13 protein-coding genes are annotated in these 14,094 nt (G+C 71.8%); 6 read left to right on the plus strand and 7 right to left on the minus strand.

From position 1 onward, the window contains the following. Positions 1 to 7 precede the first annotated feature (7 nt). Both NE857_RS16085 and NE857_RS16090 read left to right on the plus strand, forming a co-directional pair. On the plus strand, positions 8 to 511 hold the full coding sequence (locus tag NE857_RS16085; protein ID WP_184363901.1) for a dsRBD fold-containing protein: 504 nt from the start codon (positions 8 to 10) through the stop codon (positions 509 to 511). A 344-nt stretch (positions 512 to 855) separates the two neighbouring features. Beyond that, complete coding sequence (locus NE857_RS16090) at positions 856 to 2,118, plus strand: APC family permease (protein ID WP_254421735.1); 1,263 nt, start codon at positions 856 to 858, stop codon at positions 2,116 to 2,118. Positions 2,119 to 2,209: 91 nt separating this feature from the next. Here the strand turns inward: NE857_RS16090 and NE857_RS16095 are convergent, their stop codons facing one another. The 7 genes from NE857_RS16095 to NE857_RS16125 all read right to left on the minus strand — a co-directional run bounded on the left by NE857_RS16095 (position 2,210) and on the right by NE857_RS16125 (position 8,283). Further along, complete coding sequence (locus tag NE857_RS16095; protein WP_425572165.1) at positions 2,210 to 2,968, minus strand: NUDIX hydrolase; 759 nt, start codon at positions 2,966 to 2,968, stop codon at positions 2,210 to 2,212. Between the two features lie 17 nt (positions 2,969 to 2,985). Continuing rightward, positions 2,986 to 3,717, minus strand: coding sequence for an HAD family hydrolase (locus NE857_RS16100; protein ID WP_254421737.1), 732 nt, complete (start codon positions 3,715 to 3,717; stop codon positions 2,986 to 2,988). 129 nt (positions 3,718 to 3,846) lie between these two features. Next, complete coding sequence (locus NE857_RS16105) at positions 3,847 to 4,794, minus strand: VWA domain-containing protein (protein WP_254421738.1); 948 nt, start codon at positions 4,792 to 4,794, stop codon at positions 3,847 to 3,849. Positions 4,795 to 4,890: 96 nt separating this feature from the next. After that, positions 4,891 to 5,859: a DUF58 domain-containing protein gene (locus NE857_RS16110; RefSeq protein ID WP_184363889.1), complete on the minus strand. Its 969-nt coding sequence runs from the start codon at positions 5,857 to 5,859 to the stop codon at positions 4,891 to 4,893. A gap of 22 nt (positions 5,860 to 5,881) precedes the next feature. Next, positions 5,882 to 6,949 carry an AAA family ATPase gene (locus NE857_RS16115; RefSeq protein ID WP_254421739.1) on the minus strand — a complete coding sequence of 356 codons (1,068 nt, stop codon included), beginning with the start codon at positions 6,947 to 6,949 and terminating at the stop codon, positions 5,882 to 5,884. 180 nt (positions 6,950 to 7,129) lie between these two features. Further along, positions 7,130 to 7,987: a DUF6671 family protein gene (locus NE857_RS16120; protein WP_254421740.1), complete on the minus strand. Its 858-nt coding sequence runs from the start codon at positions 7,985 to 7,987 to the stop codon at positions 7,130 to 7,132. Continuing rightward, positions 7,984 to 8,283 carry a helix-turn-helix transcriptional regulator gene (locus NE857_RS16125; protein ID WP_254421741.1) on the minus strand — a complete coding sequence of 100 codons (300 nt, stop codon included), beginning with the start codon at positions 8,281 to 8,283 and terminating at the stop codon, positions 7,984 to 7,986. The genes NE857_RS16120 and NE857_RS16125 overlap by 4 nt, the downstream gene beginning before the upstream one ends. A 76-nt stretch (positions 8,284 to 8,359) precedes the next feature. Between NE857_RS16125 and NE857_RS34235 the strand changes: the two genes are divergently transcribed. From NE857_RS34235 to NE857_RS16140, 4 genes are read left to right on the plus strand one after another with little or no spacing between them, the layout of a single operon-like run. After that, positions 8,360 to 8,488: a hypothetical protein gene (locus tag NE857_RS34235; RefSeq protein ID WP_281386380.1), complete on the plus strand. Its 129-nt coding sequence runs from the start codon at positions 8,360 to 8,362 to the stop codon at positions 8,486 to 8,488. After that, positions 8,485 to 10,047: a proton-conducting transporter transmembrane domain-containing protein gene (locus NE857_RS16130; protein ID WP_254421742.1), complete on the plus strand. Its 1,563-nt coding sequence runs from the start codon at positions 8,485 to 8,487 to the stop codon at positions 10,045 to 10,047. Before NE857_RS34235 ends, NE857_RS16130 begins: the two co-directional genes overlap by 4 nt. A gap of 2 nt (positions 10,048 to 10,049) precedes the next feature. Continuing rightward, complete coding sequence (locus NE857_RS16135) at positions 10,050 to 12,893, plus strand: DUF2309 domain-containing protein (protein WP_184363874.1); 2,844 nt, start codon at positions 10,050 to 10,052, stop codon at positions 12,891 to 12,893. A gap of 48 nt (positions 12,894 to 12,941) precedes the next feature. Beyond that, positions 12,942 to 14,054 (plus strand): calcium/sodium antiporter, encoded by a 1,113-nt coding sequence (locus NE857_RS16140; protein WP_254422001.1) that lies wholly within the window; start codon positions 12,942 to 12,944, stop codon positions 14,052 to 14,054. Positions 14,055 to 14,094: the final 40 nt, after the last annotated feature.

Here is a 14,094-nt window from a genome sequence, read left to right on the forward strand (position 1 = left end):
GGAACCCATGCGAGCAGAGGTAGGAGACCGGCTGGTCGTCGAGAGCCCGAACGCCGACACCCACCGCCGCACGGGGGTGGTCACCGAGGTCCGGGGCGCGCAGGGGGCACCGCCGTACCAGGTGCACTGGCAAGACAGTGAGCAGGGCCACGAGGTCCTGGTCTACCCGGGACCCGACGCGCACATCGAACACCCGCCCGGTCCGGGCGCGGACGGAGAGGGAGCGGATGCCATGCAGACGATGAAGCGCTGGAACGTGGACGTGGTCGTCGCCGAGGAGAGCGAGGGTGACGCCGCGCGCACCTGGGCCGAGGTGGGGCTGATCGCCGACGACGGCACGGCTCTGCGCGGCCACGGGATGGCCCGCAAGCACCCGTCGGACATGGACGTCCCCGAGATCGGCGAGGAGCTCGCCGTCTCCAGGGCACTGTCGGACCTCTCACGTCAGCTGCGCCAGGTCGCGGCCGAGGACATCAACGACAACACCGGTTCGCCCTGGCGTCCGACCTGACCCCACAGCGTTGTCCGCGCCCATCCGGGCGCGACCGTACTGGGAGCGGCCCCCGGTCCACCACCGGGGGCCGCTCCATGCCCGAACCCGGCACCGTGCGGGGCGCGCGGTGCCGGGAGGCGGCGTCAGAGGTCACTCCTGGATACTGATGTGGAACGGTTCGCACCCGGCGGTCACCGGTATCGGGCACACTCGGAAGTTGGACACGACCTTTGTCCCGTTCCTACGGGCCTCCCCGTCCCCCGCCGCTCGTGCCTCCCTTCCGGAGCGACCAGGACCGCGGGAACGGGGAGAAGCGCGTTCGCCGGCCAGGCGTCGGCAGACACTCACCCAAGGAGACCTCGTTGGCCACCTCTTCCGGACCGCAGGCCAGATCCGCCCGGACGCTGGGAACCGTCGACGCGGCCGCCATCGGCGCCGCGGCGATGCTCGGCGCCGGGGTGTTCTCGGTCTTCGCCCCGGCGGCACTGGGCGCCGGGGCGTGGCTGCCCGTCGCCATCCTCATCGCCGGGGCGGTCGCCTACTGCAACGCGGTCTCTTCGGCCCGGCTGGCCGCCCGGCACCCCGAGAACGGCGGTACCTACGTCTACGGGCGTGAGCGCCTGGGCGACCTGTGGGGGTACCTGGCGGGCTGGTCCTTCGTGGTGGGCAAGATCGCCTCCTGCGCGGCGATGGCCCTGACCTTCGCGGCCTACACGGTCCCGGAGTACGCGAAACCGGTGGCGGTGGCCGCGGTGGTGGTGCTGGCCGCGGTGAACTACCGGGGGGTGCGCAGATCCACCCTGGTCATCAAGGTGCTGCTCCTGCTGGTGCTGGCGGTCCTGGTCGCGGTGTTCGTCACGATGCTGATGAGCGGACGCCTGGCCGCGGTGGCCCAGGTGGACGGGCTGGGGCCCTGGCCGGGCTCCTTCGGCGTGCTGGGCGCCGCGGGGATGATCTTCTTCGCCTTCGCCGGGTACGCGCGCATCGCCACCCTGGGCGGGCAGGTGCGCGATCCGCGGGTCACCATCCCCAGGGCGATCACGCTCTCGCTGGGCACGGTCCTGGCCCTGTACCTGGTGATCGGTACCGGCCTGCTCATCGTGCTGGGGCGGGAGCGCCTCACCACCAGCCACGCGCCCTTGGTCGACGCGGTCCAGGTGGCCGGGTTCCCCCTGCTGGTACCGTTCGTGATCGCCGGGGCCGCGCTGGCCAGTCTGGGCGCCCTGGTGCCGCTGCTGATGGGGGTCTCGCACGTCACCGCGGCGATGGCCGCCGACGGCCACCTGCCGCGTCCGCTGGCCGCCATGAGCGAACGCTACGGGGTGCCCTTCCGGGCCGAGGCGGTGGTGGCGGCCATCGTGATCGGTCTGATCCTGGTCGCCGACCTGACCGGCGCGATCGCCTTCTCCGCCTTCGGGGTGCTGGTCTACTACGCCATCACCAACGCCTCGGCGCTGCGCCTGGGCCCGGACGAGAACCGTCCGCCGCTGATCGTTCCGGTCACCGGCCTGGTGGGGTGTGTGGTCCTGGCGACCAGCCTGCCGCTGCCGGCGGTCGTGGCCGGGGTCCTTGTGCTGGGGGCGGGCGCGGGTCTGTGGTGGCTGCGCCACCACGTGCTCGTCTAGTCGCCGCCGGCCGGTGGGGCCCGGCCGGGACCGGGGCTCCGCAGTGCCTCGACAACTCCGGCCTCAGCGACCCCGGCCCCAGGAACCCCGATCACCGCAGTCGGCGGTGCTGGACCAGGAACTCCATGCCGCGCCGGGCGGTGGTGGACAGCCGCAGCTCCGCCAGCCCCGCGGGGGTGAACCACCCGCAGTCGGCGGTCGAGCCGTCCTGCTCGAGCACGTGCGGTTCGCTCGGCTCGAGGACGTGCACGTGGGAGAAGACCCACACCGAGTAGATGTCGGTTCCGCTGGTCTGGGTCCGGCGGTGGCTGGCCACCTTGATCAGGTCACCGACCACACCGGCCTGACCGGTCTCCTCGAGCACCTCGCGCCGTAGCGCCGCGCGCACGTCCTCACCGGTGTCCACGCCGCCGCCGGGCAGGTGCCAGGTGCCCGCGCCGGGGAAGCCCTCGGCGATGCGGCTCAGCAGGATGCGCCCGGCGGCGTCGGTGACGATCCCGTAGGAGGCGAAGCGGCGCAGCCGGGGCCGCGCGTCGTCTGCGGGACCGGGCTCCTCCTCGGCCAGGGCGGGGGCCGCGGGGGTGAACCCCTCGACGGGCACCACCGAGGGCCAGGCCGAGACCAGGTGGGGCTCGGCGAACACGACCCGGTCCACGTGCAGGGCCCGGCCCCGGTACAGGCTCACGGTCTCGGTGAGCACCTCCAGGGCCACCAGCGGCGCCTGCGGCTCCAGCCCGCCCAGTTCACGTGCGACCTCCTCGGGGTCCTGGCCGAACAGCACACGCGTGCCGGACAGGACCGGCCCCTGGGGGCCGGAGGTGATCAGGTGCGCGGTGACCCGGCGGGCCATCCAGTCGTCGGTCGGGCTCACAGTGCGCCCGTCGCGGCCGCACTGGGCAGACCGAGCATGCGCAGGAGGCCGTCCAGGCCGGTGAGGGTGGTGATGCCCTCGAGGGGCTGGCGGGCCTGGCGGTCCACGAGCACCGGGCGCATGCCCGAGGACACCGCGCCCACGCCGTCGGCCTGGATCTGGTCGCCCACGTGCCAGCAGGCGCTGGGCTCCACGCCCAGACGCTGGGCGGTGGCGTGGAAGATCCGCGGGTCGGGCTTGCCCGCGCCCACGGTGTCGGCGCAGACCACGGCGTGGAAGTAGGGCGTCAGTTCCAGGGCCTGGAGCTTGGCGTGCTGTAGGGCCTCGATGCCGTTGGTGAGCACGGCCAGCCGGTAGCCGGCAGAGGACAGGGCGCCCAGCACCGCGAAGGTGTCGGGGAAGACCTGCCAGCCGGCGCGGTGGCCGTCCAGATAGAGCCGGTAGAGGTCGTCGCAGTGCTGGTCGGCGACGTCGTTGTGCCCGGCCTGGACGGCCAGGGCCCGGATGCGCTCACGGCGCTGGTCCTCAAGGCTCAGGTCGCCGCGCAGGTAGGCGCCGAAGGAGATTTCGGTCTGGGCGTCCCACAGCGCGCGGGCGGCGCCGAAGTCTGGGTGGCCGAGCCGCTCCATGACCGCGCGCAGACCCGCGGACGAGGCGGCGACGTCGTCAATGAGGGTGTCGTCCAGGTCGAAGCAGATCGCGGCCGGGGGTGCGGGTGTGTTCGGCATCGTTCCTCGAAGTGGATGGGCATGACAAAACATGCCAACGCTAACCGGTGGCCGCACAGGAAAAGGTGTAAACCCCACCTAAAGGGATGTGACCAACATCACTGATGTCAAGGATTGGTTCTCCCCACATCAGGGAAGTCGCTGGAACCACAGCAGTGAGGTCAATGCGGTCGCCAGCGCCAAGACGATCGCGACCATCACGAACCGGGTGACGATCTCCTCATGCACCATCTCCAGACCCAGCGAGGAACCGATGTCCTCATAGACCTCGTCCAGCTCCGTCTCGCTCTCGGCCTCGTAGAAGTGCCCCCCGGTGTCCCGGGCCAACCCCTGCAAGGCCTCCTTGTCGATGTCGGCGGGCACCTGGTAGCCGTCGATCTCGATCATCGCCGCCCCGCTCCCGAACGCGATCGTGGAGACCGGCACCTCCTCCTCGGCGGCCGCCGCAGAGGCCTGCGCGATGTCGCGCCCGCTGGTGTTCTCCCCGTCGGAGAGCAACACGATCGCCGAGGGCGGCGGATCCTCCCGCGCCTCCTCGTCGAAGCTGCGGATCGCCTCCAGCGAGGCGAACACCCCCTCACCGATCGCCGTCCCCGGGCCCAGCCGCAGGTTCTCGATCAACCCGATCACCGAGGTGTGGTCCTGCGTGGGCGGTGCCACCACCGTCGCGGTCGAGGAGAACGACACCAGGCCCACGTTGAACCGGTCCGGCAACGTCTCCACGAACCCCTGAGCCGACTCCTTGGCCGCGTGCAACCGGTCCGGCTCGATGTCGTTGGCCGCCATCGACAGCGACACGTCCACCGCCACCATGATCGTCGCCCGCTCCCGCGGGGCCTCCACCGGCATCGCGGGAACCGCCATCGCGGCGATCAGCACCCCCAGAGCCAGTGCGAACAGCGTCGCCGGAACGTGCCGCCGGATGTCGGGCCGGTGCGGCACCACCTGGTTCAACAGCTCCAGGTTGGTGAAACGCACCGTGTACTCGCGCCGCTGGCGCTGCACGTACACGTACGCGCCCAGCAGCAGGAGCAGGGCCAGCAGCCACCACAGCCGCTGCGGCTCAAGGAAGGTCATGGCTGCCTCACGTCCCCCGTGCCCGTCCCGGCGCGGGACCCTCCCGCGCCCTCGTCACCCTCATACCGCCCGAGTCCACCGAACCCCCCGAAACACTCACCGCGGCACCCCCGGGGTGTGCCTGGCCATGTGGTGGGCGGTCCGGCGCTGGTGGATCACGAACCGCGCCGTATCCAGGACCCAGTCCCGATCCGTGCGCAACACCAGGTGGTGTACCCCGCACCGGCGCAGTGCCCCCCGCACCGCCGCCCGCTGTGCCTCGGCCGCCCTGCGGTAGCGCTCGCGCACCGTACGGGTCAGACGCACATCACGTACCCGTCCCGTGGTCGGATCACGCAGAGCCACGTCACCCACATTCGGCACGTCCAGCTCACGCGGGTCCACCACCTCTACCACCAGCACCTGGTGGCGCGAGCCCAACTGGCGCAGCGGACGCTCCCAGCTCACCTCGCCGCCGAACGCCGGGGTGTCCAGGAAATCGGAGATCACCACCCGCAGCCCCCGCCTGCGCCGGGTCCGCACCAGATCGCCGACCGCCTCGGCCAGAGTCGCCCGCTCCGCGTCCGCGGAGCGCTGGTCCCCCCGCGGAGCGGCCGCCACCGTGGCCAACAACGACAGCAGCGCCTCCTTGCCCGACCGTGCGGGCCAGCGCCGCACCCGCCCCTCGTGCAGGAAGTGCGCGCCGAAGCGGTCACCCACCCGCTGGGTGAGCAGGTTGGTCGCCACCAGGGCGCCCACCGCCACGTCACGCTTGGAACGCAGACCCGTCCCGAAGTCCATGCTCGGCGACAGGTCCAGCAGCGTCCAGCTCTCCAACTCGCGGTCGGCCACCACGTCGCGCACGTGCGGGGTGTCGGTCCGGGCGGTCACCGCCCAGTCCATGTGCCGCACGTCGTCCTCACCGGGCTGGTACAGCCGGGCCTCGGCCGCCTCCGAACCCGGCCCCAAGCGCAGCCCCAGGTGCTCGCCGTGCAACAACCCGTCCAGGCGATGCACGATACGCAGGTCCAACCGCCGCAACGCCGCACGCAGCCGCGGATCGGTACCGATGGCGGGTGTGTTCACACGATCACCTCGTCACCCTTTCCTATCTCTGCGAGGCGAAGGAGGCGGTCTCACCGGTGGGCGGTTCGTCCCAGATGACCCGGGGCGCGGGAACGGTGGACAGGATGCGGTCGACCACCTGGGCCGGAGTGACGCCGTCGGCCAGGGCGTCGAAGGTCAGCACCAGGCGGTGCGCGATCACGTCGTGGGCCAGTACCCGAACGTCGTCGGGGAGCACGTAGTCGCGCCCGCGCAGCAGCGCCAGCGCGCGGGCGGCCGCGACCAGTCCCAGGGTGGCGCGCGGGCTCGCCCCCACCTCCAGCGCCTGGCGCAGGTCGGGCATCTGGTAGTTCTCCGGCTCACGCGTGGCCATGACCAGGCGCACCACGTAGTCGGCGATCAGCTGGTGGATGTGCACGCGTTCGGCGTCGGCCTGCAACTCTCCCAGGGTGACCGGGTCCAGGACCTGGTGCGCGGTCGGCGGCTTCGAGCTCATCCGGCGCAGGATCTCCATCTCCTCGTGCGCCTGGGGGTGGCCCACGGTGACCTTCATCAGGAACCGGTCGCGCTGGGCCTCGGGCAGCGGGTAGACGCCCTCGGACTCCACCGGGTTCTGGGTGGCGATCACGATGAAGGGGGAGGGCAGCGGGTAGGTGGTCCCGCCGATGGACACCTGCCGTTCGGCCATGACCTCCAGCAGGGCCGACTGCACCTTGGCCGGGGCCCGGTTGATCTCGTCGGCGAGCACGAAGTTCGCGAAGACCGGGCCCAGTTCCACGTCGAAGCGCTCGGTGGAGGGGTGGTAGATACGGGTGCCGACGATGTCGGAGGGCACCAGGTCGGGGGTGAACTGCACCCGGGAGAACGAACCTCCGGTGACCTTGGCCAGGGTGGACACCGCCAGGGTCTTGGCGATGCCGGGTACCCCCTCGATGAGGCAGTGCCCCTGTGCGACCAGAGCGATCAGGGAACGCTCCACCATGCGCTCCTGGCCGACGATGACCGTGGACACCTCGTGCAGGGCCGCCCGCAGCAGCCGGGTCGGCTCGCCCGGAGTGCTCTCCGGCCCCGGTGCGGAAGCGGAGCCGTTCCCGGGTGAGGTTTCTGCCATGTCCCGTCCTTCCCGGACTCGGCGTCCCGTGCGTGGACGCCGGTGAGGAGTAGGTTGTGGATCACCTGTGGCGACACTACCTGTTTAGGCGCTCTCGGGCCGGTAGACAACGCGAGGCCGGAACCTGGGCTGGGCACGGGAGCGGGGTGGGCCGGGCAGCGGCCGGGGCCGGCCGATCCGTCAGGGGTTGCAGTAGGGGCATTCCCCGGGGTCGGCCGCACGGGCGCCCGCGACCGGGCGGTGTCGCCGGTGCTCGCAGCGGGCGCAGCCCTGGACCTCGACCGCGATACGGGCGGTAGGGGTGCGGCAGGCGGAGCAAGGCAGTCCGGGGCGTGTGTCGACGGTGCCGTAGCCGGGTGCTGCGCAGGCGGGGCACAGAGCGCTGAGCCTGTCGGCCAGACGTCGGGCGAGCAGGGCGATCTGCCGCATACGCGTCGGGTTGTGGTGGGCCCGCATGTCGGTCTCCACGAAGGCGAGGCCGTCTTCTGAGGTGTGGGCACAGCGGCGGATCGCCTTCGCGAGCTCCTCGCGGGAGACGATCCCCTTCTGGAGGCCGTCGTTGGTGTCGCCGGCGTTGGGACGAACGATGAGGGCGTGTTCCCCGAAGCGGGCCGAGGTCAGGAAGCGCTCGGTCTGCTGGTCGAGCGCCGAGGCGGTGGTGTGGGCGAAGTTCGTGTGCTCGCTCAGCCGTTGCTCGACGACCTCGATGCCGAGGTCGTGGTCGACGAAGGCGAGGATCTCCAGTCCCACGGGGATGAAGGGAACCTGCGGGTGGGGACCGAAACTGCCCTCACTGGCCAGCCCGCGGGGAAGCCCGCTGGCCTCGATCCCGAGCCGGGCCTTGAGGAGGGCGGTCTCCCGCGCCGGCGCGGGACGCTCGATCTCGCCGGTGAAGGTGCCGAGCCGGTCGGTGTCCAGTTCGGGGACGCTGACGCGCAGGCCGGGGGTGCGGGCCAGCGCGGGGGCCAGTACTTCTTCCTTGGCGTGCTTGGTGGCGAGTGCGACGGGGGTGCCCCGGTAGGGGTGGGTGTCGCTCAAGCTACGCCCTGCGTGGGCGGGGAGCCGTTGTCCAGGACCCTCAGGATGTCGCCGACCGCGTGGTCGCGTTCGAGCGGGTGACGCAGGGGCAGCTCGGGGTGCAGACGGTAGTGGTTGCGGCGGCCCTCACGGGTGCGTTCCAGGTAGCCGGCCTCGGCCAGGTCGGCGACGATCCGCTGGGCGGCGCGTTCGGTGATGCCCACCGCCTCGGCCACGTCGCGCAGGCGCATGTACGGATCGCGCGCCAGGCACAGCAGTACATGGGCGTGGTTGGTGAGAAAAGTCCAGTCGGCCACGGGCCCACCCTACTTCATGCGACGGTTCAGTCGCGCTCTTTGACTCACGTCTTATAATTCGTGTATAGATTTGCGTATGTCATGGAGAGAAGCCGACGCGGCGATAGAGGGCGTGCACGGGCCCGCGCACGGCACCGCTGAGCCCCAGGAACCCCCGACCCGCTTCGCGGCCCGACCGCTGCGCACCCCGGGGCGGACCCGATGAGCGCCCTGCTGGTCATGGCGGTGGCACTGCCGGGACTGGCCGCGCTGGTATGCGTGCTGGCTCCCGAACGTCTCGGTGACCGCGCCGGCGCGCTCGGCGCGGCAGCCGCGGCAGCCGCGCTCTGCGCGGTCGTCCCCACAGCGTTCTCCGCGCTCTCCCAGAGCCCGGTCACCGCCCCCGGGCTGTTCGCCGACCGCCTGTCGGTGGTGATGCTGGCCCTGGTGCTCGGCGTGAGCGCCGTGGTGCAGTCGTACGCCAACCGCTACCTCTCGGGCGACCCGCGTCAAGCACGCCTGATCGCGGCCATGGGAGCCACCACCACGGCCGTCGCGGTCCTGGTGAGCTCCGCCACGTTCGGGGTGCTCGTCGCCGCCTGGGTCGCCAGCGGTCTGGGCCTTCTGGTGATGCTCGCCCAACGCTCGGACCTGCCTGCTGCCAGAACGGGCCTGCGCCGGACCGCAGCGGCCCATGCCGTCGGCGACCTCGCGCTGATAGCGGCCGCGGCCGTGCTCTGGACGACGATCGGCGGCCTCGACCTGCGCGGTGTGGAGGCCGGGGCCCAGGAACTGGCGGGACAACAGCTCCACCTCTTCGGCGTGGGCGTACCCGCGGCCCCCCTGGTGGCCTGCCTGCTACTGGTGGCGGCGATGGGCCGCTGCGCGCTGGTGCCCCTGCACCGCTGGCTGCCTGCGACCCTGGCAGCCCCCACCCCGGTCTCCGCGTTCATGCACGCCGGGCTGGTCAACGCGGGGGGCTTCCTGCTGGTCCGTATGGGCCCGGTCTTCGGCGCGTCCGGCCTGGCCACCCACCTGGCGTTCACGGTAGGAGCGCTGACGGCCCTCTACGGGACGGCGCTGATGCTGGCTCGCCCCGACGCCAAGGGCGCGCTCGCCTACTCCACGATCGGCCAGATGGGGTTCATGGTGATGGCCTGCGCGCTGGGCGCCTTCGCCGCCGTGGTCTTCCACCTGGTCGCGCACGGAATGTACAAGGCGACACTGTTCCTGAGCGTCGACTCCGCCATCCACAACCGCAAGCGTCACCGGGCCGTCCCGCTCCCCGCTCCGGCCGGAACCGGCTGGCCGCCACCCCTGCGGCTGGCAGCGGCCGCGCTCGTGCCCGCCGCGGCGATCTCACTGGCCCTGGCCACCTTCGCGCGGGGGGCCCTCGAACAGCCGGGCGCGATCGTGCTGCTCGCCTTCGCCTGGTTCAGCGCGGCGCGCGCCCTGTGGGTCTGGCTCGGAGCGACACCGGGGCGCGCAGCCGTGGGCATGGGTGCGGCAGCGAGCGTGTGCGTGGCCTACGCGGCCCTGGTGGCCGTGGCCAAGGACTTCCTCGGGCCGGTGCTCGGTGAGGCCGCCCACTCCGCAAGCCCCTGGCTGGTACTGGTCCCCGCAGCCGTCATGGCGGCGCTCTCCCTGGTCTGGTTCAGGTCTTCGCAGAGCACGCGCTCGGTGCTGTACACACGGGCGCTCGACGCGGGCACGGTCGTCACCGATGACGGATGGCGCAGCACGACCCCGAGACAGCCCTCCCTTCGAATCCCGTCTGGAGTCTGAAGATGACCGCTCTCAGATCGCAGAGCCACAACCGGTTGCGGGCGCAGGTGGCCTCGGCGGAGAGGGTCCTCTCCGCGGCCTGGCCGCTGAAGACCTTCGTGGCCGTGAACCCGCTCGGCGGAGTCGAGCACCTTCCCTTCGAAGAGGCGGTGCGGATGGCGGGCGACCTGCTCGGGCTGCGCGGCCACCTGCCCCTGGAACGCTTTCGCGCCCTGCACGTCCAGGGCCGGATCAACGACGCGGACCTGGACGCGGCCCTGCTGCGGCGTTTGCCCGAGTTGGCCGGACTCGACCCGGTCCTGCTCGGCGAGCGCCCCCGCACGGCACTGCAGGTACTGCGTACCGACCTCCTGCACGGTGAGGAGCCGGCGAAAGGGGCACCACGGCCACGCGGTGCCGGCCAGTGGTGCGACACGCTCCTCGGAACACGGGTCGCCGAGGCCGTGGACGGTCAGGTCAGCAAGTGGTGCGCGGCGTTCTTCGACACCGCACAGGCACACTGGTCGATGCCGGGGCGCGAACACGGCCTCTACGGGTCCTGGCGCGCGCTGGTCGCCTCCGACCCCGCCCTGCGGCGGTTGCGCCTGTCCCAGGAGCGCTTCACCGACCTGCCCGAGCGTCCCGAGGACGCGGTGCTCGGGGCGCTGGCCGCGTTGAACGTGCCCGAAGGCGAGCACCGAGGTGAACTGCGGGCCCAGCTCGCACGCACCCCGGGCTGGGCGAGCCAGGTCAAATGGCGCGGTGAACACCCTGACCAGGCACCGCACCCCGCCGACCTGGTCGACCTGTTGGCGATGCGTCTGACCTACGAGGCCGCGCTCGTCGAGGCGGCCACCAGCCAGCTTCCCTACGGAAGCGGTTCGCTGCGGGCCCTCATCGAGGTACGGCTCGTGGACGAGCGTCCGCTCTCGGGGGTGGAGTCCGGTTTCGCGCGCGCCTGTGGCGTCGCACGCGCCCTGGGTGCCTCGACGCCTGGAGGGCCGGCTCTGAACCGGCTCAGGGACGTGCTCGAACGCCTGCCCGCCACCGAGCGCGAATGGGTCTGGCTGGACGCCTACGAGTGGCACTACCGCGACCGACTGCTGACCGCCCTGGACCGCCCGGCTCCGCCCGAGCGGACCGGACGCCCCCCGGCGCAGGCCGTGTTCTGCATCGACGCGCGCTCGGAGGGACTACGCCGCCACCTGGAAGACCTCGGCCCCTACCAGACCTTCGGCTTCGCTGGTTTCTACCAGCTGGCCATCCGTTACCGGGGCCTGTCCAGCCCCCACGAGGCACGTCTGTGCCCGGCACCGCTCACCCCGAACACCCGGATCACGGAGCTTCCGGCAGAGGGCGCCGAGACGGAGGCGGCACGCGGTATCGCGGCCGAACGCCACTCCGACGCGCTCGCGCGCGCCTTCCACGGCGCCAAGGACGACCTGGCGTCCCCCTTCGCGCTGGCGGAGGCCGCCGGGTGGGTAGCCGGTCCGCTGTCCGCCGTCAGGACCGCGGCCCCCGCCCTCTACACGCGGCTACGCGGCCGCCTCGCCGAACGGGCCACCCGACGAACCACCGACCTCACCGTGAACGCCCCGGACTGGGAGGAGGCCGAGGCCCTGGCCCGGGCCGCCGAACACCAGGGGATCCGCGCCCTGCTCGCCCGCCCCGGACTCTCCGAACAGGAATGCGAGGAGTACCGTCTGCGGGCGCTCGCCGGAGGCGAACCCCGTCTGCGGGAACAGCTCGCCCTCACCCAGGAGGGCCACGCCGACCGCGTCCGCCAGGCGCGGCGGCTCGGCTCCGACGTCGAGGAACAGGTCCTGTGGGCCCAAACCGCGCTCCGCACCTTCGGGCTGGTGGAGAACTTCGCACGGATCGTTCTCCTGGCCGGCCACGGCAGCCACACCGAGAACAACGCCTACGAGGCGGCGCTGGACTGCGGCGCCTGCGGTGGCCAGCGCGGCGGCCCCAACGCCCGTGCGGCCTGTGCGATCCTCAACCGGCCGCAGGTCCGTGCGGCGCTGGCCGAACGCGGGACCACCATCCCCGACGACACCGTCTTCGTCGCGGCCGAGCACGACACGGCCACCGACCGGGTGCGCTTCCTCGACGCGCACACGATTCCCGGGACGCACCGCGCGGACATCGACCGGCTACGGGCGGATCTGGCCACCGCCGGATCGGGGCTGGCCCGCGAGCGCGCCGAACACCTTCCCGGCGCAGCCGGGTCCGCGTACGGGCGTGCGGCCGACTGGGCGCAGGTACGTCCCGAATGGGGACTGGCCCGTCACGCCGCCTTCATCATCGGCCCGGGCGAGATGGTGCGCGGGCTCGACCTGCAGACCCGGACGTTCCTGCACTCCTACGACTGGCGTGTGGACCCCGACGGGACCGTGCTGGAGACGATCCTGACCGCTCCCGGCCTGGTGGTGCAGGGGATCAACGCCCAGTACTACTTCTCCAGCGTGGACCCGCGGGTCCTGGGGGCGGGTGACAAGACGCTGCACAACGTGGTGGGCGAGGTCGGTGTGCTGGAGGGCCACAGCGGGGACCTGAGACTCGGGCTCCCCTGGCAGTCGGTCGGGGCCGGCGACCGTCTGTACCACGAGCCGATGCGGGCGCTCTACGCGGTCGAGGCGCCGATCGAACGGGTGGACGTGCTCATCGCGCGAAACGACCTGCTCAAGAACTACTTCGACGGAGGATGGGTCTCCCTGGTTCTGCGCGAGGGGCCCGAACGCCCCTGGCAGCGGCGCCGTCGTGACGGGCAATGGGAGCTGTGGAGCCCCGCTGTCCCGGCCGAGAGGCAAGTGTTGGCCGCGGCCGGGGCGGGGGACGAGGAGCAGGGACCCAGCCAGGGGTAGGTTGGGCTCGGTGTGCCGTGCGTCCTGTGGAGGGCTGAGTTGAGTGCGGTGACGGTCTTCGCGCTGATCCTGGGCTTCGTGCTCCTGATAGCCGGAGGAGAGTCGCTCGTGCGGGGAGCGAGCTCGCTGGCCCGGACCCTGGGGATGTCGCCGTTGGTGGTGGGGCTGACCGTGGTGTCGTTCACCACTTCCGCGCCGGAGCTGGCCGTCGGTGTCGGCGCGGTGTTCGACGGCTACCCGGGGTTGGCCGTGGGCAACGTCGTGGGCAGCAACATCGCCAACATCCTGCTCGTACTGGGGGCGGCGGCGCTGGCCGCGCCCCTGGCGGTGAACTCCCAGGTGGTACGCACCGACATCCCGGTGATGATCGTGCTGTCCGCGGGGATGCTCCTGCTGGCCCTGGACGGAACCGTCAGCAGGTTCGACGGCGTCGTGCTGTTCGCCGCGCTGTTGGTCTACGTAACCGTCACGGTGGTGGTCTCCCGGCGCCGGGCCTACGCCGGCTCCGCCCCGGCCCCCGGGGCCGATGGCCTCGCTCAGCGCCCCGAGCGCGCTCGGGGCGCACGCGCGCTCCGGGTCCTGGCCGACCTCGGACTCGTGGTCCTGGGGGCCGCCCTGCTGGTGGCGGGCGCCAGGCTGCTGGTGGACGCCGCCAGCCGGATCGCGGCTCAGCTGGGGGTGAGCGACCTGGTCATCGGGTTGACCGTTGTGGCGGTGGGCACGTCGCTACCGGAACTCGTGACCTGCGTCGTGGCGGTGGTCAAAGGCCAGCGCGACCTGGCGTTGGGCAACGTGGTCGGCAGCAACGTGTTCAACATCGGAGCCGTGCTCGGGCTGAGCGCCGTGGTCGCCCCCGAGGGGATCGAGGTGGCGGCCAGCGCCCTTCGGTTCGACATACCGATCATGTTCGCGGTGACGCTGATCCTGCTGCCCATCGCCCTCACCAGGTTCGCCGTGGCCCGGTGGGAGGGTGCGGTGCTCCTGCTCTTCTACTGCGCCTATATCGGCTACCTGGTCCTGGAAGCCGGAGGGTACAGCGCGCTCGACCTCTATGGTGCGGTGGTGCTGTGGTTCGCCGTGCCCGTCATACTCGTGTGGCTCGTCCTGCTGGCCGTGTCCGAACTGGGCCTCCAACGCGGTCGGCGGGGGAGGAGGCCCTGAGCCTGCGGCCGAGGGCAGGGCGCCTCTGCGGGAGCGGGGA

Origin of the sequence: Nocardiopsis exhalans, from assembly GCF_024134545.1 — a bacterium.
Classification (GTDB): Bacteria; Actinomycetota; Actinomycetes; order Streptosporangiales; family Streptosporangiaceae; genus Nocardiopsis; species Nocardiopsis exhalans.